The organism is Curtobacterium sp. PsM8 (assembly GCF_030433875.1).
Taxonomy (GTDB): Bacteria; Actinomycetota; Actinomycetes; order Actinomycetales; family Microbacteriaceae; genus Curtobacterium.
Map to the genome: position 1 here is coordinate 13,287 of NZ_JARUXD010000037.1, position 22,057 is coordinate 35,343.

A 22,057-nucleotide genomic window follows, 5' to 3' on the forward strand; every position below is an offset into this window, starting at 1 on the left:
GATGACCCTGCCGTCGTGCTCCCTGCGCTGCGGGGTGAGGAGCAGCGTGCGGGTACTCGTGGTCGAGGACGAACCGTTCCTCGCGGACGCCATCCAGGCGGGCCTCCGACTCGAGGCGGTCTCCGCCGATGTCGTCGGGAACGGTCTCGACGCCCTGGAACGGCTGGCGGTCAACCGGTACGACGTCGTCGTCCTGGACCGGGACCTGCCCGGCATGCACGGTGACGAGGTCTGCGCCCGGATCGTCGCGTCCGAGGACGGCCCGAACGTCCTCATGCTCACCGCGGCGACGACGTTGGGCGACCGGGTCGACGGCCTCCGGCTCGGTGCGGACGACTACCTCGGCAAACCGTTCGACCTCGAGGAACTCGTCGCGCGCCTCCGTGCCCTGAACCGACGCAGCCGGCGACGCCTGCCACCGGTCCTCGAACGCGCCGGGATCCGCCTGGACCCGTTCCGGCGCGAGGCGTACCGCGACGACCGGTACCTGCGCCTGTCGCGGAAGGAGTTCGCCGTGCTCGAGGTCCTGCTGCGCGCCGAGGGCGGGGTCGTCAGCGCCGAGGAGCTGCTCGAGCAGGCGTGGGACGAGAACGCCAACCCGTTCACGAACGCCATCCGCGTCACGATCTCGGGCCTCCGGCGACGGCTCGGCGACCCGGACCCGATCCGCACCACGCCCGGGGTCGGCTACGCGATCGCACCAGTCGCGGCGCGAACTCCGTCCGTGTCCGAGGACCGACCGTGACCGAGCAGCCTCGACGCCTGACGATCCGGCTCCGTCTGACGCTCACCTACACGGCACTCATCCTGCTCACCGGCGGGGCGATGCTCGCCACGGTGTTCGCGGTGCTGGCGATCGTGCCCGGGTACGCGTTCACCGCCGGCCCGTTCCCCTACGGCACGACCCACGACCTCTACACGATCAACGGACGCGACGACGTGTTGCGGCTGTTCCTCATCGTCTCCCTGCCGGCGCTGCTCGTCATCGGCGGCGTCGGGGGTGTCGTGAGCTGGCTCGTCGCCGGCCGACTGCTGCAGCCGCTCCGGCAGATCGCGGCCACCGCCGAACGACTCGACGACCGGAACCTCGACGCGCGCATCGCGGTCGACGGACCCCACGACGAGATCCGCGACGTGGCCGACACGGTGAACGCGATGCTCGACCGCCTGGAGGCGTCCTTCACCAGCCGGTCCCGGTTCACCGCGAACGCGTCCCACGAACTCCGCACCCCGCTGGCGAGCATGAAGACGATGCTGCAGGTGGCGCTCCGGTCGGACCACACGCCCGAGACCGCCCGGACCCTCGATCGGCTGCACACCACGGTCGACCAGATGACCTCGATCACCGCTGCGCTCCTCGAGCTCGCGCGCGGCGACTCCGACCTGACGGCGCGGCCGATCGCACTGCGGAACGAGGTGGCGTCCGCCCTCCGTGCCGTGGACGCCGAGCTGGTCGCCCGCCGTCTCCGTGTGTCGGTGCACCTCGACGACGCGGTCGTCCCCGGTGAACCGGTCCTCGTCCGGCAGCTCGTCGTGAACCTGGTCCGGAACGCCGTCGTGCACAACGTCCCGGCCGGCACGATCGACATCACCGTCACCGCGCAGCCCGACGTGCGGTTGACCGTGGCGAACGACGGCCGACGGATCACCCCTGCCGAGGCGGCGACGCTGACCGAACCGTTCCGTCGACTCGACCGCACCCGCAGCGACGGCAGCGGCTTCGGACTCGGACTCGCGCTGGTCCAGAAGGTCGCGACCGCACACGGCGCGACCCTGGACCTCACGCCACGGAACGACGGCGGCCTGCTGGCCGTCGTGGCCTTCCCGGCCGTGGACGACGAACGGCAGCCCGACCGCGACCGCGAACGCGACTAGACGATGACGACCTGCGCGTGGACGAGGATGTCGTGCAGGTCCGGCCGCAGTGACTCCTGCGAAGACGTCTTGACCTTCACGATGAGCGCGGCACCGGGCTTCGCGAACGCCCGCGCGACGGTCGCCGACCACGAGCCGTCCGAGTTGTGGCCCGCGATCGACAGGAACTGTGCCGTGCCGTCGGTCATCGTCGGCAGGAGCTGCTCCTCGAGCTGCTCGGCGGGCAACCCGGCGGCCGTGAACAGCTGCTCGGTGGCCGCACGGTCACCGATCGACGGGTCGAGGTCGGTGATCCGCTGCTGCACGATCGTCGCGACGGAGCCGTCGGAGTTCGTGTACTCCCGCGTCCCCGTGGCGGGGTCCTCACCGGTCTGCTTCCAGTCAGCGAGGGCGGAGACCTCGAGGCTGAACGCCGGCAGCTTGGTCGTGGAGAGCTCGGCGCCGTCCTCGAAGGTCAGGTTCTCCGGCATCGCGGCGTCGGCCGTCGGCGTCGGCGTCGGCGTCGCTGACGATGCCTTCGACGTCGGGCGCTCACTCGCTGGCGCGGTGCTGCCGGGTCCGGCGCAGCCGGTCATGGCGACGGCGGCGATGAGCGCGGTCGCGCCCGCGATGGTGATCCTGGACGTGATCGACATGTGTTCCCCCTGGTTCCACCGTGCGCCCCGTGCACCGGCGAGTACCCATCCGAGCCTAGAGGTCGAGAACGGTGACCGCGCGCCGGTCGTCTGACACGTGTGGGACGGTCACGACGAAGACCCCCGCTCCCCTGCCGAGCGGCAGCCGGGATCGGGGTCCCTCGACGTTCATCAGCGCTTGAGGTTCGTCAGCTCCTGCAGCACCTCGTCCGAGGTGGTGATGATGCGGGCGTTCGCCTGGAAACCGCGCTGCGCGACGATCAGGTTGGTGAACTCCTGCGACAGGTCGACGTTCGACATCTCGAGCGTGCCGGCGGCCAGCGAGCCGACGCCCGCGGATCCCGGGACGCCGACGGTGGCGGCACCGGAGTTCGCGGTCGCGCGGTAGCCCGACGCGCCGGTCTTCTCGAGGCCCGCCGGGTTGGCGAAGGTGGCGAGGGCGATCCGGCCGACGGCCAGCGAGGCGCCGTTCGAGAACGTACCCATCACGGTGCCGTCCTTCGAGATCGAGTAGCTCTTCAGCGAGCCGGCCTCGTGCCCGTTCTGCGACGAGATCGCCGCGGTGTTCAGCGCGGCGAACCCGGTCAGCTGGGTCATGTCGACCGCGACGCCACCGACCTGCAGGGTCGCACCGCGCGTGATCTTGCCGTCGGCGCCGAACGCGACGGTGCCGGTGGCCGAGGCGCCCTGCCCGTTCGAGGCGGCGACGGTCCACCCGGTGTCGGTCTTCGTGTAGGCGAGCGACAGGGTGTGCTTGGTGCCGTACTGGTCGTAGACGGTGGCGTCGCGGTTGAGCACCTCGCCGGTCTTCGTGTCGGAGGGCAGGTTGCCGGTGACGCCCGCGGTGCTGGTCGCGGTGGCGGGAGCGGCGGCCTGCAGCGGCAGGGTGATGTCGCTCATCTGGCCGCCGTCGTTGACGACGCCGTCCGTGGCCGAGTAGCCCTGGACGATCTTGCCGTCGGAGCTGACCAGGCGGCCGTCGGCGTCGAAGTCGAACGCACCGGCACGGCTGTAGACGGTGTCGTTGCCCAGGCGGGTGACGAAGAAGCCGTCGCCGGAGATCATCAGGTCGGTCGCCTTGCCGGTGGCCTGCGCGGACCCCTGGGCGAAGTTGGTCGAGACGCCGGCGACCTGCACGCCGAGGCCGATCTGCGCCGGGTTCGTGCCGCCGATGCCGGTCTGGGGACCACCGGCACCCTGGGTCATCTGCGACAGGGTGTCCTGGAAGACGGTGGTCGACGACTTGAAGCCGACGGTGTTGACGTTGGCGATGTTGTTGCCGGTGACGTCGAGCATCTCCTGGTGGGAGCGGAGGCCGGAGATGCCGGAGTAGAGCGAGCGGAGCATGGTGCGTCCCTTCGTGGACGAGCAGTGTGTGGGAAGAGGGTGGGGTCAGGAACCGGAGGCGGTGGTGATACCGGAGATCACGTCGAGATCGACCTCCTTCCCGTTCACGGTCACGGTCGGCACGCTCTTGGCGTAGGACACCGCGGTGGCGGTCCCCGTCACGGCCGCGCCGGAGGCGGCGTCGGTGTAGCTGACCTGCTTCCCGACGAGGTTCGCGGCGGCCATCCGCATCTGCAGCGAGAAGTCCTCGTTGGCCGTCGTGGTCTGGTTGGTGACCTGTTCCATCATCGCGAGCTGCGTCTGCTGGCTGATCATCTGGTTCGTGTCCATCGGCGACGACGGGTCCTGGTTGCGGAGCTGCGTCACGAGGAGCTTCATGAAGACCTCGGAGTCCATCGTCTGCGACCGCGACGAGGTCGGGTTGGCGGCGACTGCGGCGGCGGCCGTGGCGGTGTCCACGGAGCCGGTGATCCCGTCGAGTGGCATGGTTCTCGTTCCTTGTCGTGGTGGCCGGTCAGGCGAGGACGTCGAGTCCCGCGGTGCGGACGGTGGTCGGGGCGGACGGGAGGGTCGTGGCGGGGCCGGGACGGGCCTCCCTGTCGGCGGGGTGGTCGGTCTCCCGACCGGTCCCGTCGCGCCCGGCGGTGTCGGCTGCTGCCCGGTCCCGACCGTCGGCGCCGGCGTCGGCCGGGTGGTTCTGCGCCGACAGGTCGAGCGTGGTGCTGCCGCCGGAGTCGCGGCGGAGGTCGGGCAGGATCTGCCGCACCGCGTCGCGGCCGACGTCGGAGGCCGCGAACAGCTCGACGTGCATGCCGTGCCCGGTGACGTGGGCGCGGACGGTGACGGGGCCGAGGGCCTCCGGCGTCAGCTGCACGGTCAGGACGTGCTCGCCGGGGCCGGCGTGCGCGAGGGTGAACAGCGGGCGTGCGAGCTGCTGGGCGACCGGCTGCGGTGCGGCGGGCAACGTCGGGGCGGACGGGGCTGCGGTGGGCGTGCTGCTGACGGGCGCCGCGGTCGCGGGGACGGCAAGGACGACGGGCGCGTCGACGGGCGCGTCGACGGTGCCGGGACCGGCCGGGAGGCTCGCCCCGCCCTGGTCCGCGCCGGCTGCGGTCGGGACGTGGCCGGCCGGGGTGGCGGCCGTCGCGGGCGTGGCGGCGGCGGACTGCGCGCCCGGGAGCGCGGCGGGCGTGTGCTGGACCGCGGGGTGCTGCTCGGACGCGGTCGCCGTCGCTGCTGCTGCTGCTGCCGCGACGGTCGGTCGTCCGGCGGGAGCGGTGGGCTGGGCTGCGGCGGTGGCACCGGACGCGAGGGCAGCCCCGGTCGGTGCCGTGGCCGGAGTCCCGACGACGCCGGCCGCCGGAGCGGTGGACGAGGCGGCGGAAGCCGTCGCGGACGACGATGCGGTCGGGGCCGCCGGAGCCGTGCTCATCGCGGCAGCGACGAGCGACACCGTGTTCAGCAGGGCCGCGTTCGACAGTGCCGGGTTCGACAGCGCTGGGTTCGGCAGGGCCGGTGTCGGGGTGCCGGTCCCGGCGACCGCGGTGGGGTCCGGCGTCTCCGCGGTCGCGTCGTCACCGGTCGTGGCGGTGGCCGCGGGTGTGGCGAGCGTCCCCGCTGCCGGGTCCTGCCCGACGACACCCTGAACGGTGCCCGTACCCGTGGCGGCCAGTGCGGCGGAGACGCCCGGCGTGAGCACGTTCGCGACGGACTGAGCGACGGGCTCCGTCGTGGCGGCATCGCTCGTGACGGCGTCGTCGTCGTCCGTGGCTGCACCGGTCGCGGCAGCCCCCGGGTTCCCGGTCGTCGGCGTGACGAGTCCGGCGGCGCTGCCCGTCGGGCTCATGACCGTCGCAGATGGGGTGCTGTCGTCCCTGGTCGGCTCCGGTCGTCCCCGGTCGCGCTGGCCCGCACCGGACACCGCGGACAGCGCGGCTCCGAACTCGGCGCCGGACCGGGCCTCGGCAGCGCCGGAGCGCTCCCCCGCTCCGCGCGGCCGCATCACAGCCGGTACCGGTGCCGGCGGCGCACCCGTCAAGAGCCCGTTCATGCGGCGCTCCCGGCGAACAGCGACTGCAGCGCGGCCATCTGCATGTCGGTGGCGTTCGTGGCGCTCGGCGCACCGACCGAGCGGGCGACCTGCGGGCCGGAGGTGGCCGCAGCCTCCTGGCCGGACGGCACGATGCGACGGATCGTGGCGATGTCGGAGTCCTTGTACCAGTTGTCGACGATCCGGACGTCCTTGCCGGGGCGCGGGGCGTGCAGGACCTTGCCGTCGCCGACGTAGATGACGATGTGTCCCTCGCCCTTGGGGATGATGAGGTCGCCGGGCTGCGCCTGTGCCAGGGACGGCACCGCGACGCCCATGTCGGCCTGGTCCGGCACGACCCGGGGCATCGTGACGCCCAGGTCCTTGAACACGGTCTGCACCAGGCCCGAGCAGTCCATGCCGGCGCGGGTCTCGCCGCCGAACACGTACGGCACGCCCAGGTACTTCTTCGCCGCGGCGACGACGGCGTCCCCGGTGGCTCCGCTGCCGGTGGCGAGGGTGCCGCGGCCGGCGTCGACGGAGGTGGCGGGTGCAGCGGTGGACGCCGCTCCGGCTCCCGTGGTCCCAGCGGCCGTGGCGGCGGAACCAGCGGCCGTCCCGAGCCCGGAACCCGCTCCGGCTCCGCTCTGGGGCGCGAGGGCGTCCGCGAAGGTGGAGGCGGCCGCGGACGACGCGGCGGCAGACCCCGCGGCGGTCCCCGCGGTGCCGCTCTGCAGCGTCTCGATCTGGCTGCGGATCTCGCTGATCCGCGACAGCACGGCGTCGATGCTCATCGGTGTCCCCCCTCGGTGCGGCGACGGGCCGCGATCTCGTCGAGTGCGTTCTGTTCGGTGCGCAGGTCCTCGGCGGTGACCCGGGTGGTGTGCTGGCCCTCGAGCTTCTCCAGCCCGAGTGCCGAACGGCGTGCGGCGTTGTAGGTCTCCTGCGCCCGGTCGGCGTCGGCGCGGCGGGAGCGGACGACGGCGTCGAGTTCCTCGAGCATCCCCCGGGTCGCCGCACGGGCCGAGGCGACGGCGCTGAGCGTCGCCGCGTCGCTGATCGTCGACGGTTCGTCGTCCAGGGTGCGGCGTGCGGCCATCCGGGCGTCGGCGGCGTCACGGACCCGGCCGTTGGCGTCGGCGAGGGTCGCGGCGGCACGGTCCTGTTCGGCGTGCCGCAGGCGCAGGAGTCCGGCGAGCGGGAAACGGCGGGCCATCAGAGCACCCCTCCGCCGACGCCGAGGGTGCGGACGAGCCCGGCCAGGCGCTCCCACGACCCGGCGGCGGTGACCTGCTCGGCCATGCCCTGCCGGAGGAAGCCGTCGATGGCGTCCTGGTGGTCCACGGCCGCGTCGACGAGCGGGTTCGTGCCGCGCTGGTACGCGCCGACGTCGAGCAGGTCCTGCGCGGCGCGGCGTGCGGCCATGACCTTCCGAAGCGCGGTCGCGGTCGCACGCTGCTCGGGGGTCGTGACCTTCGAGGCGACGCGGGAGATCGACCCGAGGGCGTCGACGGACGGGAAGTGTCCGGTGACGGCGAGCTTCCGGTCGAGCACCACGTGCCCGTCGAGGATGCTGCGCGCAGCGTCGGCGATCGGCTCGTTGTGGTCGTCGCCGTCCACCAGGACCGTGTAGATCCCGGTGACGCTGCCGACCCGGTCGGTGCCGGCCCGCTCGAGCAGTCCGGCGAGCACCGTGAACGTCGAGGGCGGGTAGCCCCGGGTGGCCGGCGGTTCGCCGACGGACAGACCGATCTCACGCTGGGCCATCGCGACGCGGGTGAGCGAGTCCATCATGAGCACGACGTCCTGCCCGGCGTCGCGGAAGGACTCCGCGATGCGGGTCGCGACGAAGGCGGCACGGAGGCGCATCAGCGCGGGCTCGTCGGAGGTCGAGACGACGACGATCGAGCGGGCGAGGCCCGCAGGCCCCAGGTCGTCCTCCAGGAACTCCCGGACCTCGCGGCCGCGTTCGCCGACCAGGGCGATCACGTTCACGGCGGCGTCGCTCCCCCGCGCGATCATCGACAGCAGCGAGGACTTGCCGACGCCGGACCCCGCGAACAGACCCATGCGCTGCCCGCGGCCGACGGTGGTCAGGGTGTCGAGCACCCGGACGCCGAGCTGCATCGGGGTGTCGATCCGGGTGCGGGCCATCGCGTTCGGGGTGTCGTGGTCGAGCGGCACCCAGGCATCCGCGTCGAGCGGGCCGCGGTCGTCGATCGGTCGCCCGAGCCCGTCGAGCACCCGCCCGAACAGGCCGGTGCCGGTCGGCACGAGCACGGGCCGGCCGGTCGAGCGGGCCGGGGTGCCGGCGGTGATGCCGGTGAGTCGGCCGAGGGGCATGCAGCGGACGCCGGTGGCGTCGGTGGCGACGACCTCGACGGCGGTCTGCGGGGCACCCTCGGCGCCGACGGTGATGACCTCGCCGACGTGCGCGTCGAGTCCGGCGATGGTGAGCCCGAGTCCGACGGCGCTCGTCACGGTGCCGACGCGCTGCGGCCGGGCGGCGTGGAGTGCGTCGTCGAGGCCGCGCGGACGCAGCAGGGTCGCGGCGGTCACCGGGTCCCTCCCAACGCGACACGGGCGCGGGCGAGCGCGGCGTCGATCCGTGCGTCGAGCAGTCCGTCGGGCAGGTCGACGACGGCGTCGCCGTCGCGCAGCGTCGGGTCGGCGACGACCGGCACCGGGACGGCCAGGTCAGCGACGGCGGCGGCGTCGGCCGGGCTCAGCCGGACCGCGGTCACGACGGGTGCGGCGGCGACGTCGAGCGCCCGCCGGAGCGTCGCCTCGGCCGCGGCCGACGGGCCGCCGACGACGGTGGGGTCGGTCCGGGAGGCCCGCACCGCGTACCCGACGACGGCCTCGGCCAGGTCGACGGCCGCGCTGGCGACGGACTCCTCGGCGGCGGCGAGCACCGGCGCGACCCGGTCCCGGAGCGCCGCGGCGGCCCGTTCGAGGACGGCGAGCCGGTCGACGACGAGCGACTCGAGGTCGGCGAGTCGAGCGGCGTGCTCGGCGTCCATCCGGGCGCGGATCGCCTCGGTCTCGACGTGCGCGGCCCGGAGCCCGGCGGCGTACCCGGCAGCATGGCCGCGGACGTCGGCGCTGGCGGCGCGGCGGGCCAGGGCGGCGTCGGTGATCACCGGGAACGCCAACGGGGCGAAGGGCTCAGTCAACGAGCTCGTCCTCCTCGGTGCGGTGGACGGTGATGACGCCCTGGGCCTCGAGCTCGCGGACCGAGCGGACGACCTCCGCACGCGCCTCCTCGACCTGCGAGACCCGGACCGGGCCCATCGACTGCAGTTCGTCGTCGAGCAGTTCGCGGTTGCGCTCGGACACGTTCGCGCGGATCGTCTCGACGACCGGCGTGGGCGCACCCTTCATGGCGGTGGCCAGGATCTTCGAGTCGATGCCGCGGAGCACCTGCTGGATGTCGCGCGACTCGAGCTTCACGATGTCCTCGAAGGTGAGCATCCGCGAACGGATGTCCTCGGCGAGTTCCGGGTCACGGGCCTCCAGACCGTCGAGGACGGCCTTCTCGGTGGCGACGTCCGAGCGGTTGATGATCTCGACCAGCGGCGCGATGCCGCCGACGACCTCGACGCTCTCGCGGGGCGAGACGACGGCGCCGGCGCGTGAACGCAGGACGCCGGCGACGATGCCGACGGACTCGGGTGTGGCGGTGCCCATGGTGGCGAACGCCTGCGCGACGTCGGTGCGGACGCGCTCGTCGACGCCGGCGAGCACGGCGCTCGCCTGCGCCGGACCCAGGTGGGCGAGCACGAGGGCGATGGTCTGCGGCAGTTCGCCCTCGAGCAGGGCGATGACCTGTCCGGGTTCGGCGTCGTCGAGGAACTCGAACGACTGGCCGGCCAGGTTGGACGCCAGCCGGTCCATCACGCCGGCCGCACGCTCGGCGCCGAAGGACGCCTCGAGCAGGCCCAGCGCGGTCTCCTTGCCGCCGCGACGGCTGGTCCGGCCGGTGCGGGTCAGGCGGTGGAACTCGCCGAGCGTGCGGTCCACGACCTCGTCGTCGACCCGGCGCATCCGGACGATCTCCTGCGAGATCTCCTCGGCCTCCAGCTCGGTGAACTGCTTCATGACCTCGGCAGCACGCTCGGTGTCCATCTGCATGAGGATCAGCGCGACCTTCTGCGCCCCGGTCAGCGGTCGGTCGGTGCCGGGCGCGGGGACGACGGCGCTCACACCGACGCCCGGTCGTCGAGCAGCCCGCGGAGGAGCTCGGCCGTGCGCTTCGGGTCGCGTTCGGCGAGGGCGGCGATGTCCTGGCGTCGACGTTCCGCGGTGATCTCGTCCGTGGTCAGGACCTCGGTCGGGGCGTCGTCGTGGGGCAGCGCCTGGAGCGCCACGGTCGGGGCGTCGCCGGCGGCGAGTCCGGTGCGGACGTCGGCGGGTTCGACCGCCAGGGGCAGCGGGAACGCCTCGCCGAACGCGTCGAGTTCGCCGAGGTCGACCTGCTCGCGCTGCTGGCGGCGACCGCGTCGGGTCAGGAAGACCATCAGGGCGATGAGGGCCAGGACGATCCCGACGACGATGCCGGCGGTGCGGATCGCCGACCAGAGCGCCTCCTGCTGGTCGGCCTGCTGCTGTGCCTCGAGCGCCTTCGCGGCGTCGTCGGCGGCGCTGGTGTCGAAGTCCATCATCGCGACCTTGACCTGGTCGCCACGGGTCGCGTCGACGCCGGCCGCGTTCGCCACCAGGTCGTTGATGCTCTGCAGGTTGACGCCCTGCACCGACTTCGCCTTGGAGTTCAGTGCGACGGAGATCGTCTGGCGGTCCATCGCCCCGGCCGGGATCTGCGTGGTCTCGGTGGTCTTGTCGACGGCGTTGTTCTTCGTCGCGGACTGGTTCTCGTACCCGCCGTCGCCGGTACCGGTCCCGGTCTTGGCGGTGCCGTTCGGGACGGCGATGTTGTCCGGGCCGAGGACGCCGGTCGCCCCCGCGCCGGCACCGCTCGCGCCGGCGCCGTACTGCTCCTTCGTGGACGACTCGTTGAGCGCCACCGGGCCGGTCGTCGGCGTGGTGAAGGACTCGGTCGTGCGGGTGCCGGAGTTGTCGCTCATGGTGGCGGCGACGACGACGCTGGCGTTGCCCGCGCCGAGCGTGGTGTCGAGCAGGTCCTGGACCTTCTTGCTCGTCGCGGCGTCGTAGTCGGCGGCCTGGTCGGTGCCGGAACCGGTCGCGCCGGTGCCCACGGCCGACAGGGTCTGGCCCTTCTGGTCGACCACCGAGACGTCGGTCGGCTGCATGCCCTCGACCGCGGCACTGGTGAGGTGCACGATCGCCTGCACCTGGTCGGTGTCGAGCTGCGCGCCGTTCTTCGTGGCGATGAAGACGGACGCGGTGGGGTCCTTCTCCTCGGACACGAAGACCGACTTCTTCGGGATCGCCAGCTGCACGCTCGCGGTCTGCACGCCGTCCATCGCGGAGATCGTCTTGGCGAGCTCGCCCTCGATCGCCCGCTTGTAGGTGACGTCCTGCTGGAACTCGGAGCTCGTGACGCCCATCGTGTCGAGCAGCGAGTAGCCGCCCTCGTTCGACGACGGCAGTCCGTTGGACGCGGCCTTGAGCCGCTCCGTGTAGACCTTCGACTGCGGCACGAGGATCGTCGCGCCGCCGTCGGTGAGCTGGAACGGCACGCCGTCGGTGGTGAGCTGGTCGGTGACCGAGCTGGCGTCCGCCGCGGCCAGGCCGGTGAACAGCGGCGCGTAGGACGGCTTGCCGAGCCAGGACGCGAGCGCGATCCCGCCGAGCACGAGCGCTGCGACGCCGATGATCGCGATGGTCCGCTGTGCGGCGGTGAACCCCTTGACGTACGCGCCGAGTCGGCCGAGCACGTTCTGCATGCCGGCGGGCATCAGGCCTGCATCCGCATGATCTCGTTGAACGCGTCGACGCCCTTGTTGCGGACGGCGGCGACGAGTTCGAGGGTGACCTGGGCGCGGGTGGACGCGATCGTGGCGTCGTGGATGTCGTCGAGGTTGCCCGTGACGGCCTTGAGCGCGAGCGTCTTGGAGTCGCTCTGCAGCTGCTGCAGGCCGTCGACCGCGTTGCCGAGGGACGCGGCGAAGCCGCTGCCGCCGGTTCCCTCGGTACCGGAGGTGGCCGAGGTGCCGATGTCGCTGCTCGTCCCGGAGACCGAGGTGAGCGCGTTCGTCATGGCGTTCGTGGTGACGCCGTTCACGCCGTCGATGGGCATCAGTTCTTCCCGATCTGCAGTGCCGCCTCGTAGGCGGTCTTGGCACGGTCGACCACGGCGGCGTTCGCCTGGTAGCCGCGCTGGGCCATGATGAGGTCCGCCATCTGCGTCCCGAGGTCGATGTCCGGCATCCGGACGTAGCCCTCGGCGTTCGCGAGCGGGTTGTCCGGGTCGTAGGTCACGCGTCCCGCGGCGCTGCCGAACGCGGCGCCCTTGACGTAGGCGCCGGAGACGCCGTTGCCCTCCTGGACCTCGACGTAGCGGGCCTGGAACGCGGAGTCGTCCATCGAGCGGACGGTGTTGACGTTGGCGATGTTGTCGGAGATCGCGTCGAGCCACTTCCGGTGCACGGTCATGCCGGTGCTCGCGATGCCGATCGCGTCGAAGGTCGTCACGAGTTGGTCCGCATCGCCGCACGGACCTGGGTGAGCTCGGAGTTCATCGCCTGCGTCGCGAACTGGTACCGCAGCACGGTGTCGACGTTCGAGAGCGTCTCCTCGTCGAGGTTGACGTTGTTGCCGTTCGTGTTCGTCGGCTCGAGGCTCCGCGCGACGGTCGGCGCGGTGTGGCCGTTGCCGTCGACGACGGACTTCGCGAGCGCGTCCTCGAACTGCACCTTCTCGGCGTGGTAGTTCGTGGTGTTGATGTTCGCGATGTTGTTCGCGATGACGCGCTGGCGCATCGACAGACCGTCGAGTGCGCTCTGCAGCGCGGCCGACGTCACGGAGTCGAGCACGGATGGGTCCCCTCGTCGGGCGCCGTCCGGGGGACGTCGCCGTGGCGGTGGTGGCCGATCCGTGGCCGGGTGGTCGAGCGATCCGTGCTCGACAGGGGCTATCGGCGGCGGTCCCGAGCGGTGTTAGCGCTCGCCCCGAACGGGGGCCGGTGCGCCGGCTACGCGCTGGCGTCGAGGTAGACGGCGGCCTGCGGGGTGCGCGTGGCGTCCACCGCGCGGAGCGCACCGAGGTGCTCGAGCGTCACCCGTCGGGCGTCCTCGACGGCGGTGATCCGGTCGCGCTGCGCGGCGAGCAGCCGGGAGGCACGCCCCACCAGGTCGCGCGGGACCGGTCCCAGCCCGGTCGGCGCGGACCAGGGGGTCGCGGTGCCCGCGGTGGTGCCGTCGACGGTCGTGTCGGTGCCGGTCGCGTCGGTGTCGGTCGTGTCGGTGCCGGTCGTGTCGTCGAGGGTCGCTTCGAGGTCGGCGAGGGCCGCCTCCCAGCGGGCGTGCGCCGTCGTGTCCCCGGCGGACAGAGGTGCCTCGGCGTCAGGCGACACCGAGCGCCCCGCCCGCGGTGTGCTGCGGCGCGACCGGGGTCGCCGGCAACGCGGCCGCGGCGTCGTGCCAGGCCTGGCGGAGCGGGTCCAGGATCCGGATGCAGTCACGGGTGGCCTGGACGTCGCGGTGCACGTTCGCGGTGATGAGCGACGTCGACGCGTAGTTGTAGACGGCGAGCAGTCCCTCGCCGCCGTCCCACACGTCGATCTTCAGCGTCGAGGACAGCTCCCCGACGATGGCCTGCGCGTGCAGGAGCTGCTCGCGGGCGGCGTCCCAGTCGGCGGCGACCTGGGCGCTCTCGGCCCGGTGCAGGTCGAGCAGCAGCCGGTCGTAGAGCATCGTGACGAGCTGGGCCGGCGTCGCCGACAGCACCGCCTCGTTCGTGTACTGGGCGCGGCGCTGGTCGGTGACGGTGCGGGGCTTCGCGGCCTGCCGGAAGGCGGCGGACCCGCTGAGGTCGAAGGCGTTCATGACGGTTCTCCTACGGCTCACTTGGACAGCGACGAGAGCTGACCGGCGAGCCAGCTGGACTGCGACTGCAGTTTGCTGAGGCTGGTCTCGAGCGCGGCGTACTGCGTCTGCAGCGTCGCCCGGCGCATCGTCAGTCGGTCGGTCCACGAGTCGATCTGCGTGTTGAGGTCCTTGACCACGGACTGGTTCCCCGTGATCGCGGTCGTGATGGAACCGGTGTACTTGTCGCTCGCGGCGGTGGCGGCGTCCGAGACGGCCTGCGCGACACCGGACATGATCGCCTGCGTGCCGGCGGGGTCGGCGGCCAGGGCCTTCTGGAACGCGGCGGCGTCGAAGTCGAAGTCGCCGTCCTTCGAGATGACGATGCCGATCGACGACGGTGACTTCCCGTTGACCGGGGTCGACATCGCACTGGTCAGCCGCTGGACGGCCGACCGCGTGGTGGCGTCGCCGAGCAGGACACCGGCGGTGGTGCTCGTCGTCCCGCTCGTGGGACTGGTCGTGCTCGTCACACCGGTGTTCGACGAGTAGTACGACGTGACCGCGTTGAGCGCGTCGACGAGCCCGGAGGCCACGGCCTGCGCCTTGGTGCTGTCACGACCGACCGTCACCGTGGTGGGGTCCGTCGACACCTTCGACACCGTGACGCTGACGCCGGGCAGCAGGTCGGCGAACGTGTTCGTCCCACTCGTGATGGTCTGCGCCGCAGCCGTCCCGCCCCAGAGCGTCACCGATGCGTCGGAGGCCCGGGTGACGACGGCCGCACCGGGCTCGGCGAGCACGTCGGTCGCGGTGCCCGCGGTGACGTCCGCGGCGGTCCCGCGGTGCAGGGTGAACCCGTTCGCGGCGCCCGTCGCGGTGCTCGTCAGCTGCAGTCGGTAGAGCTTGGTGCCGCTGGCGTCGGTCCCCGCGGCGACCTTCGTGGCGGTGACCCCGGCCGCGGAGCCGTTGATCGCCGTCACGGTGTCGTCGAGCGAACCCGATGCCGGCGTCACGGTGGTGCTCGTACCGTCCGGCTTCGTGAACGTCAGCGCCGACGCGGTGTCCCCCCAGGACGACATCGCGGCGGTGACTCCGACCTGTGCGGCGGCCGTCTGACCGACCGTGAAGGACACGGCGCCGGCGGTGGCGGTCGCACTCGCCGAGACGGTGGCGTTCGCGGCGCTCGACGACGCCGTGAAGAGGTCGAGCGAGCCGGGCTTCGCGGCGGCCGCGGCCTTGGTGGCCAGGGACTGCACGAGCCCGTTGATGGTCTGCAGCGACGAGATGAAGGAGTTGGTCGTGGTGACCTTCGCCTTGAGCAGCGTCTGCGGGACCTGTTCGACGCTCATCAGCGAGTTGATGAGGTCGGTGGTCTTGAGCCCGGAGACCAGACCGTCGATCGCGAGCGAGCTGCTCGTCGCGGACGTGGTGGACATCGCTGGCTCCCCGGTGGTCGGCGGCTCGGAGGACGGGTGGACCGACCAGGATCAGTCGGCAGGGGTGGACGCCACCACCGGGGAGCACCCGAACGGCTCCGCGGTGGTGGCGACCGGTGCGACTAGCGGAGCAGCGACAGGACGCCCTGCGTGCTCTGGTTCGCCTGCGCGAGCATCGACGTGCCGGCCTGGCTGAGGATGTTGTCGCGCGTGTACTTGACCATCTCCTCCGCCATGTCGACGTCGGTGATGCGGGACTTCGCCGCGGTGAGGTTCTCCTTGGCCACGTTCGTCACGTTGATGGCGTGGTCGAAGCGGTTCTGGATCGCACCGAGGTTGGAGCGAGCCGACGAGACGAGGGCGATCTGCTTGTCGATGAGCGTGATCGATGCCTGTGCCTTGTCGGCCGTGTCGAACGCGACGCCGCCGGTGACGGTCGAGCCGGGGGTGCCGGCCGCGACACCGGTGCCCGGTGCCTTCACGTCGACGCTGCCACCGTTGTTCGCGGTGACGGTGATGCCGGTGCCGGCCCCGTTGGCGTCCTTGTCGACGGTGACGGAGAAGTTCGCCGCGAAGTTCGCGTCGGCCTTCAGCGCGTCGGCGTAGCCCTGCACGCTCGTGAACGTGCCGGCGACACCGAGGTCCGCCGTCGTGACGCTGGTGGTCTCGCCGCCGTTGCTGACCTGGAACGTCGCCGCGCCGGCGACCTTCGAGATGTCGGCGATCTTGAAACCGGTGCCGGTCGAGGTCGCGCCACCGGCGAGGTTGTCGACGATGTTCTGGACGTTCGCACCCTTGAGGTCGACAGCGATCTGGCTGTCGGTACCGGCGTTCGCGCCGACCTGGAACTTCAGCGTCGCGTTGCTGTTGAGCAGCGAGGTGCCGTTGAAGTTCGTCGACGACGCGATGCGGCCGAGCTCCTTCTGGAGCTGGTCGGACTCGGTCTTGATCGCCGCACGCGACGTGTCGTTGTTCGAGTCGTTGCCGGCCTGGACGGCCAGGTCGCGCATGCGCTGGAGGATCGAGTGGGTCTCGGTGAGGCCACCTTCAGCGGTCTGCACGACGGAGATGCCGTCCTGCGCGTTGCGGGCGGCGACCGTGAGGCCACCGACCTGGGACTTCAGTCCCTCGGAGATCGACAGACCGGCAGCGTCGTCGGCAGCACGGTTGATGCGGAGGCCGCTCGAGAGCTTCTCGAGGGACTTCGACAGGTCGTTCTGCGTCGCGTTGAGGTTCCGGTACGTGTTGAGTGCCGAGAGGTTGGTGTTGATGGACATACCCATGATGTGTTCCTCCGTGAAACTGGGCCGATCGTCAGTCCGTCCGTGGGCTGACATGTGTCCCTCTCGGCCGTGTTGCCGGAGGCGTTAGACGATCCGTCGGACGATTTCGCCGCCGTCGGACCGTCGGACGGTCAACTGGCCGCGACCCGCCCGACCGCGGTCGCGTCCTGCACCGCGCGGGTGATGCCGGCGGCGGCGTTCGTCGCGACGCGGGCGAGGTACGCGCTCCGTCGGGCCGCGGTGGTGCGGGACGCCGGCTCGGGGGCGAGCCCGCCGTCGCCGTAGTGCTCGGCGAGACCGTCACGGAGCAGGCGCATCGCTTCCGACCGCTGCTGCGAGACGGCGGAGTGGGTGATGCCGAGCTCGGCCGCGACGTCGGTGACGGTGCGGTCGCCGAAGTACACGGCCTCGACGATCAGGCGCATCCGGTCGGGCAGCGCCTGCACGGCGGCGACCAGGTAGCGACGCTTCTCGGCCTCGAGCAGGTCCTCGCCTGGCAGCGGCAGGTCGGCGGCCACCGTGTCGTGGACGGTCTCGTCGATCGGGCTGACGGTGCGGGCGGCGTCGGTGAGCGCGTCGACCGCGGTCTGGCGGTCGACACCCATCGCGTCGGCGATCTCCTGCGGGGTGACGCGACGTCCGAGACCGGCGGAGAGCGCCTCCTGGGTGGCGAGGGTCTCGCGGATGCGCTTCCGGGTGCCGCGGCTGGCCCAGTCGCCGGCGCGCAGGTCGTCGGCGATGGCACCGGTGATGCGGGTACGGGCGTAGGCGCCGAACGGCACACCGAGGGTCGGGTCGAAGGCGTCGGCGGCCTGCACCAGGGCGACGGAGCCGACCTGTCCGAGGTCGTCGCGGCTGAGGTGTGTGGCGCGGGCGCAGGTCTCGGCGACGATGTAGCCGACGAGCGGCAGGTGCTCGACGATCATCGCGTTGCGTGCGGTGCGGTCCATGGTGTTCCCCTGGTCGTCCTGTGTGGCTGACCCGTCCGTGGGCATGACGAACGCCGGCGTCGGGACCGCCGGGTACGTCGGAGAACCGCGGGGGTCCGTCCCCGCGGTGCGCTCGTGCCTGGACGCGAGCCCTGGACACGAGTCGGGGTTGTCCCCCGGTGCTGATCTCGAACCTATCGGCTGCCTGAGTGCTCAGGGAGTCCCTCTCCGTACCCAGTGCGGGGGTGGGTACACCCCAGCCCTGTCCTCACTTCGGCGGACATCGGACAGTTTGTCCCCCGATCGGAGGACGTGGGCGCCGGCGCTTACGCCTTGGCCGTCCCCGTCGATAACTCCTGGTGACCGCAGCCGGCGGTCGCCTGATCCCGGAGGGAGCTGATGAGCGTGAACGACCTGTCCGCCGTCCTGTGGCGCGAACGCGAATTGCTCGAACTGCTCACGTTCAAGCTCGAGGAGGAGCAGCTCCTGCTCGCCGCCGGGCGCTCCCGGTGGATCTCGCACGCCAGCCGAGAGGTCGAGCAGGTCCTCGACCGGCTCCGCTCCACCGGTCTCGAGCGCAGCGCCCAGAGCGCCGCCGTCGCCGAGGAGTGGGGCATGCCCTCCGACGCTCCGCTCCGCGAGGTCGTCGCCGCTGCCCCGTCCGGCCCGTGGGGCGAGATCCTGGCCTCCCACCTCGCCGCGATGCTCGAGCTCACCACCCGCATCGGTTCGCTGCGGGACGAGAACGACCGCTTCCTCCGCGTCGCGGCCCAGGCCACGCAGGAGACCCTCGCCGGCACCGTGACGGACGCCGACACCTACGACGCCAGCGGCTCGTCCGGCACAGCCACCGACGGCGCACGGCTCTTCGACGGGAACCTGTAGCGATGGTGAGCACCTTCGGCTCCCTGCAGACCGCGTACTCCGGCCTCAGCGCGGCCCGCGCCGGCCTCGACGTCACCGGCCAGAACATGGCGAACGTCGGCACCACCGGCTACACCCGGCAGCGGATCGTCCAGACCGAGGTCGGCGCACCCGCTCAGACCGGCTTCGTCCGCGGCACCGCGGCGCTCGCGGGGCAGGGCGTGTCCGTCGACGCGATCGCCCGGCTGGCGTCCTCGACGCTCGACACCCGCGTCCGCTTCTCGGCCGGCGCCGCCGCGTACGCCGACACCCGCGCCACCGCGCTCGACCAGCTCGAGACCGGCCTGCACGAGCCCGGCGCCGACGGACTGTCCGCGAAGCTCGACGGCCTCTGGTCCGCCTGGAGCGACCTCGCGACGCACCTCGACGACCCGGGCTCGGCCAGCGCCCTGATCGGCGCGGCGAAGACGGTCGCCACCGCCCTGTCCGCCGGCTCGTCCGCGATCGACGCGCAGTGGTCCGCCACCCGCTCGGCCCTCGCCACGCAGGTCGGCCAGCTCAACGACGCCGCGAAGCAGGTCGCCGACCTCAACGGGGCGATCCGCACCGCGGTGGCGTCCGGCGGCACCGCGAACGAGCTCCTCGACCAGCGCGACCAGCTGACCGAGAAGATCGCGACCCTCACCGGTGCGTCCGTCCGCGACAACGGCGACGGCACGGTCGACGTCGTCATCGGCGGGAACCCGCTCGTGCAGGGCACCACCGCCCGTGGCGTGACGCTCGACGGCCCGCCCACCCTCGGCGCGATGACCACGACGACGGACACCGGGCAGCCGTCGGCCCCGTCCCTCAGCTGGGTCGGCGGCTCGGTCGGTCCGGTCGCCCTCGGTGGCGGTTCGATCGCCGGCGGCCTGTCACTGCTCGCTCCGGCGAACGACGCCCACACCGGTGGTGCCCTCGCCGAGGCCTCCGCCGCGTACGACCGCGTCGCGACCGGCCTCGCCACGACCGTCAACGCCCGGCACGCCACCGGCACGACCCCCTCGGGTGCGACCGGGACCGCGTTCTTCGCCCTCGCCGCCGGGGTCCCCGCCGCACAGGGGCTGTCCGTCGTCCCCACCGACGGCTCCGGCCTCGCGACGCGGAGCGCCACCGGCCAGTTCGACGCCTCGGTGCTCACCGCCATCGCGGGCATCGGCTCGGGTGCCGGAGGCCCGGACGCGACCTGGGCGACGTTCGTGACGGGGGTGGGCAGTGCCTCCCGGACGGCGTCGTCGGAATCGACGCTGACCGGACTCGCCCTGACCAACGCGCGCACCCAGCAGCAGTCGAGCGCCGGCGTCGACATGGACGAGGAGAACGTCTCGCTGCTCGCCTACCAGCACGCCTACCAGGGCGCGGCGCGGGTCCTGACCGCCGTCGACGAGATGCTCGACACCATCATCAACCGCCTCGGCCTCGTCGGGAGGAGCTGACCGTGATCACCCGTGTGACCACCCAGATGACCATGGCCGCCGCGCAGGCGCGGCTGCAGGCCGGAGCCGCGAAGGTCGCCGACCTCACCGACCAGGCGACCACGCTCAAGGCGATCCGGAAGCCGTCCGACGACCCGGCCGGCACCGCGACCGCGATGCAGGTGCGCAAGGAGCAGGCGCAGGCCGCGCAGCACGCCCGCAACGCGGACGACGCCGTCGGCTGGCTCGCCACGACCGACACCGCGCTCGCCGACGTCGGGAACGTGCTCGGCAAGGTCCGCGACCTCACCGTGCAGGCCGCGAGCGACGGCACCATGAACCCCACCGCCCGCGACGCCTTCGTCAAGGAGCTGCAGGGGCTCAAGGCCGACCTGCTCAGCACCGCGAACACGAAGTACGGCACCCGGTCGGTGTTCGCCGGGTCCTCCCCCGCCGGCGCCGCCTACGCCGCCGACACCACGTGGGCCGGCAGCGCGAGCACGAGTGTCACCCGCGCGATCGGCACCGGTGAGCAGGTCCGCGTCGACACCGACGGCAGCGCCGTCTTCGGGACCGGTGGCTCGTCGGTCTTCGCACTCCTCGACGGCATCGTCGCCGACCTGCAGGCAGGCACGAACGTGAACCCACGACTCACCCAGATCGACGCCGCCCAGCTCGCCGTCCGCGGCGCCCAGGCCGACGTCGGCGTCCGACACTCGGCCGCGCTGTCCGCGCAGGACGCGCTGAAGACGCTGTCCACCACCCTGGAGGGCCGCCGCTCCGGTGTCGAGGACAAGGCCCTCGCGCAGGCCGTCCTCGACCTGCAGGTCCAGAGCACCAACTACCAGGCAGCCCTCGCCGTCACCGCGAAGGTCCTGCAGCCGACCCTGATGGACTACCTCCGATGAGCATCGACCTGACCTTCCCCGTCGCACCGTTCGGCCTCGAGCCACTGCGCTCCTTCACGCTCGACGTCGTCGACGGCGCCGAGGGCCTGTTCACCCTCGTCGGCTCGGGCACCACCGACGCCGGGGTGGACGCCCCGCGGCTGTACCTGCTCGACGCCGCGGTGCACCTGCCGGACTACGCACCGCTGCTGACCGACGAGCAGGCTGCCGGCATCGACCTGACCCGTGCCGAGGACGCGATGCTGCTCGTCGTCGCGAACCCCGACGCCGCGGGCACCACCGTCAACCTGCTCGCGCCGGTCGTGGTGAACGCCCGGACCGGCGTCGGCGCGCAGTGCATCCTCGAGGACCAGGACCTGCCGCTCCGCGCGGAGCTCGCCCGCAGCTGAGCGGACGACGGCGGTGCCGCCCAGCGTCCCCGGGCACCCCACGGGTAGCGTCGATCACATGTCCAGCTCCCCGAAGGACCACGACGCGATCGTGCCCCTGCCGCCCGCACCCGTGCAGTCCGCCACCACGCCCGACGGCCAGCGCGTCCAGACCGACGCCCCCGCCTGGAACGGCTGGCTCGACCGGGCGATCTCGGTCCAGCGTCCGGCCGTCGTCGCCCACGTCGCCCGGGTCCGTCGCCGTCACCCCGACGTCTCGCCCGCCCAGGTCATCGAGATCCTGGAACGCCAGTACCTGACCGCCGTGACGTCCGGCGGTGCCGCGGTGGGTGCCAGTGCGGTCATCCCCGGCGTCGGCATGATCGCGAGCCTCGGGCTGAGCGGCGCCGAGACCGTCGGCTTCCTCGAGGCCAGCGCGCTCTTCGCCCAGTCCGTCACCGAGGTGCACGGCATCACCGTCGAGGACCCCGAGCGCGCCCGGGCCCTGGTCATGGCGATGATGCTCGGCGCACCGGGCACACAGCTCGTCAAGCAGCTCGCCGGCCAGGCCGGGGGCGGTCAGGGCCGCACCGCCTTCTGGGGTGAACTCGTCACCTCGTCGCTGCCGAAGTCGGCGATCAGCGGCATCGGCGGCAAGCTCCGGGCCTCGTTCGTGAAGCGCTTCCTGACCCGTCAGGGCAACTCGGTCCTCGGCCGCGCGATCCCGTTCGGCATCGGCGCGGTGGTCGGCGGGCTCGGCAACCACGCGCTCGGTCGCAAGGTCGTGCAGTCCTCACGCAGTGCGTTCGGCCCGCCGCCTGCGCACTTCACGGTCGTGCTCGAGCCCTCCGGCGGGAAGACCGCGAAGGAACCGAAGCCGCTGAGCAAGCGGCAGCAGCGTGCCCTGGACCGCGGTCGCGGCCACTGACGCTGCGCGCACCACGTGACGGACGGGAGGCTCCCCACCAGCTGGTGGGGAG

At 72.4% G+C, this 22,057-nt stretch carries 25 protein-coding genes; 7 read left to right on the plus strand and 18 right to left on the minus strand.

The features are described from left to right. Positions 1-46 precede the first annotated feature (46 nt). The gene (locus tag QCD68_RS10130; protein ID WP_301222934.1) at positions 47-745 is read left to right on the plus strand and encodes a response regulator transcription factor; all 699 of its coding nucleotides are present in this window, start codon (positions 47-49) and stop codon (positions 743-745) included. Continuing rightward, positions 742-1,875 (plus strand): sensor histidine kinase, encoded by a 1,134-nt coding sequence (locus tag QCD68_RS10135; protein ID WP_301222935.1) that lies wholly within the window; start codon positions 742-744, stop codon positions 1,873-1,875. Before QCD68_RS10130 ends, QCD68_RS10135 begins: the two co-directional genes overlap by 4 nt. Here the strand turns inward: QCD68_RS10135 and QCD68_RS10140 are convergent. The 18 genes from QCD68_RS10140 to QCD68_RS10225 all read right to left on the minus strand — a co-directional run bounded on the left by QCD68_RS10140 (position 1,872) and on the right by QCD68_RS10225 (position 17,504). Then, the gene (locus QCD68_RS10140) at positions 1,872-2,510 is read right to left on the minus strand and encodes a hypothetical protein (protein WP_253462945.1); all 639 of its coding nucleotides are present in this window, start codon (positions 2,508-2,510) and stop codon (positions 1,872-1,874) included. The two genes, QCD68_RS10135 and QCD68_RS10140, sit on opposite strands and share 4 nt — an antisense overlap. Positions 2,511-2,681: 171 nt before the next feature. Beyond that, on the minus strand, positions 2,682-3,857 hold the full coding sequence (locus tag QCD68_RS10145) for a flagellar hook protein FlgE (protein ID WP_253462942.1): 1,176 nt from the start codon (positions 3,855-3,857) through the stop codon (positions 2,682-2,684). A 45-nt stretch (positions 3,858-3,902) separates the two neighbouring features. After that, positions 3,903-4,343 (minus strand): flagellar hook assembly protein FlgD, encoded by a 441-nt coding sequence (locus QCD68_RS10150; RefSeq protein WP_110902389.1) that lies wholly within the window; start codon positions 4,341-4,343, stop codon positions 3,903-3,905. A gap of 28 nt (positions 4,344-4,371) precedes the next feature. After that, positions 4,372-5,907 carry a flagellar hook-length control protein FliK gene (locus QCD68_RS10155; RefSeq protein WP_301222936.1) on the minus strand — a complete coding sequence of 512 codons (1,536 nt, stop codon included), beginning with the start codon at positions 5,905-5,907 and terminating at the stop codon, positions 4,372-4,374. After that, complete coding sequence (locus QCD68_RS10160; protein ID WP_301222937.1) at positions 5,904-6,680, minus strand: C40 family peptidase; 777 nt, start codon at positions 6,678-6,680, stop codon at positions 5,904-5,906. The genes QCD68_RS10155 and QCD68_RS10160 overlap by 4 nt, the downstream gene beginning before the upstream one ends. After that, positions 6,677-7,102 carry a flagellar FliJ family protein gene (locus QCD68_RS10165; RefSeq protein ID WP_301222938.1) on the minus strand — a complete coding sequence of 142 codons (426 nt, stop codon included), beginning with the start codon at positions 7,100-7,102 and terminating at the stop codon, positions 6,677-6,679. The genes QCD68_RS10160 and QCD68_RS10165 overlap by 4 nt, the downstream gene beginning before the upstream one ends. Continuing rightward, on the minus strand, positions 7,102-8,445 hold the full coding sequence (locus QCD68_RS10170) for a FliI/YscN family ATPase (protein ID WP_301222939.1): 1,344 nt from the start codon (positions 8,443-8,445) through the stop codon (positions 7,102-7,104). The genes QCD68_RS10165 and QCD68_RS10170 overlap by 1 nt, the downstream gene beginning before the upstream one ends. Then, entirely contained in the window at positions 8,442-9,062 is a 621-nt protein-coding gene (locus tag QCD68_RS10175; RefSeq protein ID WP_290156902.1) for a hypothetical protein, read from the minus strand. Before QCD68_RS10175 ends, QCD68_RS10170 begins: the two co-directional genes overlap by 4 nt. After that, the gene (gene fliG / locus QCD68_RS10180; RefSeq protein ID WP_111073325.1) at positions 9,055-10,092 is read right to left on the minus strand and encodes a flagellar motor switch protein FliG; all 1,038 of its coding nucleotides are present in this window, start codon (positions 10,090-10,092) and stop codon (positions 9,055-9,057) included. The genes QCD68_RS10175 and fliG overlap by 8 nt, the downstream gene beginning before the upstream one ends. After that, positions 10,089-11,765 (minus strand): flagellar basal-body MS-ring/collar protein FliF, encoded by a 1,677-nt coding sequence (gene fliF / locus QCD68_RS10185; RefSeq protein WP_290156905.1) that lies wholly within the window; start codon positions 11,763-11,765, stop codon positions 10,089-10,091. The genes fliG and fliF overlap by 4 nt, the downstream gene beginning before the upstream one ends. After that, positions 11,765-12,106, minus strand: a complete 342-nt coding sequence (gene fliE / locus QCD68_RS10190) for a flagellar hook-basal body complex protein FliE (protein ID WP_111073323.1) — start codon at positions 12,104-12,106, stop codon at positions 11,765-11,767. Before fliE ends, fliF begins: the two co-directional genes overlap by 1 nt. After that, positions 12,106-12,501 (minus strand): flagellar basal body rod protein FlgC, encoded by a 396-nt coding sequence (locus tag QCD68_RS10195; RefSeq protein ID WP_111044204.1) that lies wholly within the window; start codon positions 12,499-12,501, stop codon positions 12,106-12,108. Before QCD68_RS10195 ends, fliE begins: the two co-directional genes overlap by 1 nt. Next, positions 12,498-12,842, minus strand: a complete 345-nt coding sequence (locus QCD68_RS10200; RefSeq protein ID WP_301222940.1) for a flagellar basal body protein — start codon at positions 12,840-12,842, stop codon at positions 12,498-12,500. The genes QCD68_RS10195 and QCD68_RS10200 overlap by 4 nt, the downstream gene beginning before the upstream one ends. A gap of 158 nt (positions 12,843-13,000) precedes the next feature. Continuing rightward, on the minus strand, positions 13,001-13,381 hold the full coding sequence (locus QCD68_RS10205; protein ID WP_301222941.1) for a hypothetical protein: 381 nt from the start codon (positions 13,379-13,381) through the stop codon (positions 13,001-13,003). Continuing rightward, the gene (gene fliS, locus QCD68_RS10210) at positions 13,371-13,853 is read right to left on the minus strand and encodes a flagellar export chaperone FliS (RefSeq protein ID WP_111073320.1); all 483 of its coding nucleotides are present in this window, start codon (positions 13,851-13,853) and stop codon (positions 13,371-13,373) included. The genes QCD68_RS10205 and fliS overlap by 11 nt, the downstream gene beginning before the upstream one ends. Positions 13,854-13,870: 17 nt before the next feature. Then, positions 13,871-15,271, minus strand: a complete 1,401-nt coding sequence (gene fliD / locus QCD68_RS10215) for a flagellar filament capping protein FliD (protein ID WP_301222942.1) — start codon at positions 15,269-15,271, stop codon at positions 13,871-13,873. Positions 15,272-15,393: 122 nt separating this feature from the next. Beyond that, on the minus strand, positions 15,394-16,554 hold the full coding sequence (locus QCD68_RS10220; RefSeq protein WP_301222943.1) for a flagellin N-terminal helical domain-containing protein: 1,161 nt from the start codon (positions 16,552-16,554) through the stop codon (positions 15,394-15,396). Between the two features lie 131 nt (positions 16,555-16,685). Further along, on the minus strand, positions 16,686-17,504 hold the full coding sequence (locus QCD68_RS10225) for a sigma-70 family RNA polymerase sigma factor (protein WP_111073685.1): 819 nt from the start codon (positions 17,502-17,504) through the stop codon (positions 16,686-16,688). Positions 17,505-17,882: 378 nt separating this feature from the next. On the opposite strand from QCD68_RS10225, the gene QCD68_RS10230 reads away from it, so the two are divergent. From QCD68_RS10230 to QCD68_RS10250, 5 genes are read left to right on the plus strand one after another with little or no spacing between them, the layout of a single operon-like run. After that, positions 17,883-18,368 carry a flagellar protein FlgN gene (locus QCD68_RS10230; RefSeq protein WP_111073317.1) on the plus strand — a complete coding sequence of 162 codons (486 nt, stop codon included), beginning with the start codon at positions 17,883-17,885 and terminating at the stop codon, positions 18,366-18,368. A 2-nt stretch (positions 18,369-18,370) separates the two neighbouring features. Further along, entirely contained in the window at positions 18,371-19,822 is a 1,452-nt protein-coding gene (gene flgK, locus QCD68_RS10235) for a flagellar hook-associated protein FlgK (RefSeq protein ID WP_301222944.1), read from the plus strand. 2 nt (positions 19,823-19,824) lie between these two features. After that, positions 19,825-20,709, plus strand: a complete 885-nt coding sequence (locus QCD68_RS10240) for a flagellin N-terminal helical domain-containing protein (RefSeq protein ID WP_111073316.1) — start codon at positions 19,825-19,827, stop codon at positions 20,707-20,709. After that, positions 20,706-21,098 carry a flagellar assembly protein FliW gene (fliW, locus tag QCD68_RS10245; RefSeq protein WP_301222945.1) on the plus strand — a complete coding sequence of 131 codons (393 nt, stop codon included), beginning with the start codon at positions 20,706-20,708 and terminating at the stop codon, positions 21,096-21,098. Before QCD68_RS10240 ends, fliW begins: the two co-directional genes overlap by 4 nt. Before the next feature lie 58 nt (positions 21,099-21,156). Next, the gene (locus tag QCD68_RS10250) at positions 21,157-22,005 is read left to right on the plus strand and encodes a hypothetical protein (RefSeq protein WP_301222946.1); all 849 of its coding nucleotides are present in this window, start codon (positions 21,157-21,159) and stop codon (positions 22,003-22,005) included. Positions 22,006-22,057: the final 52 nt, after the last annotated feature.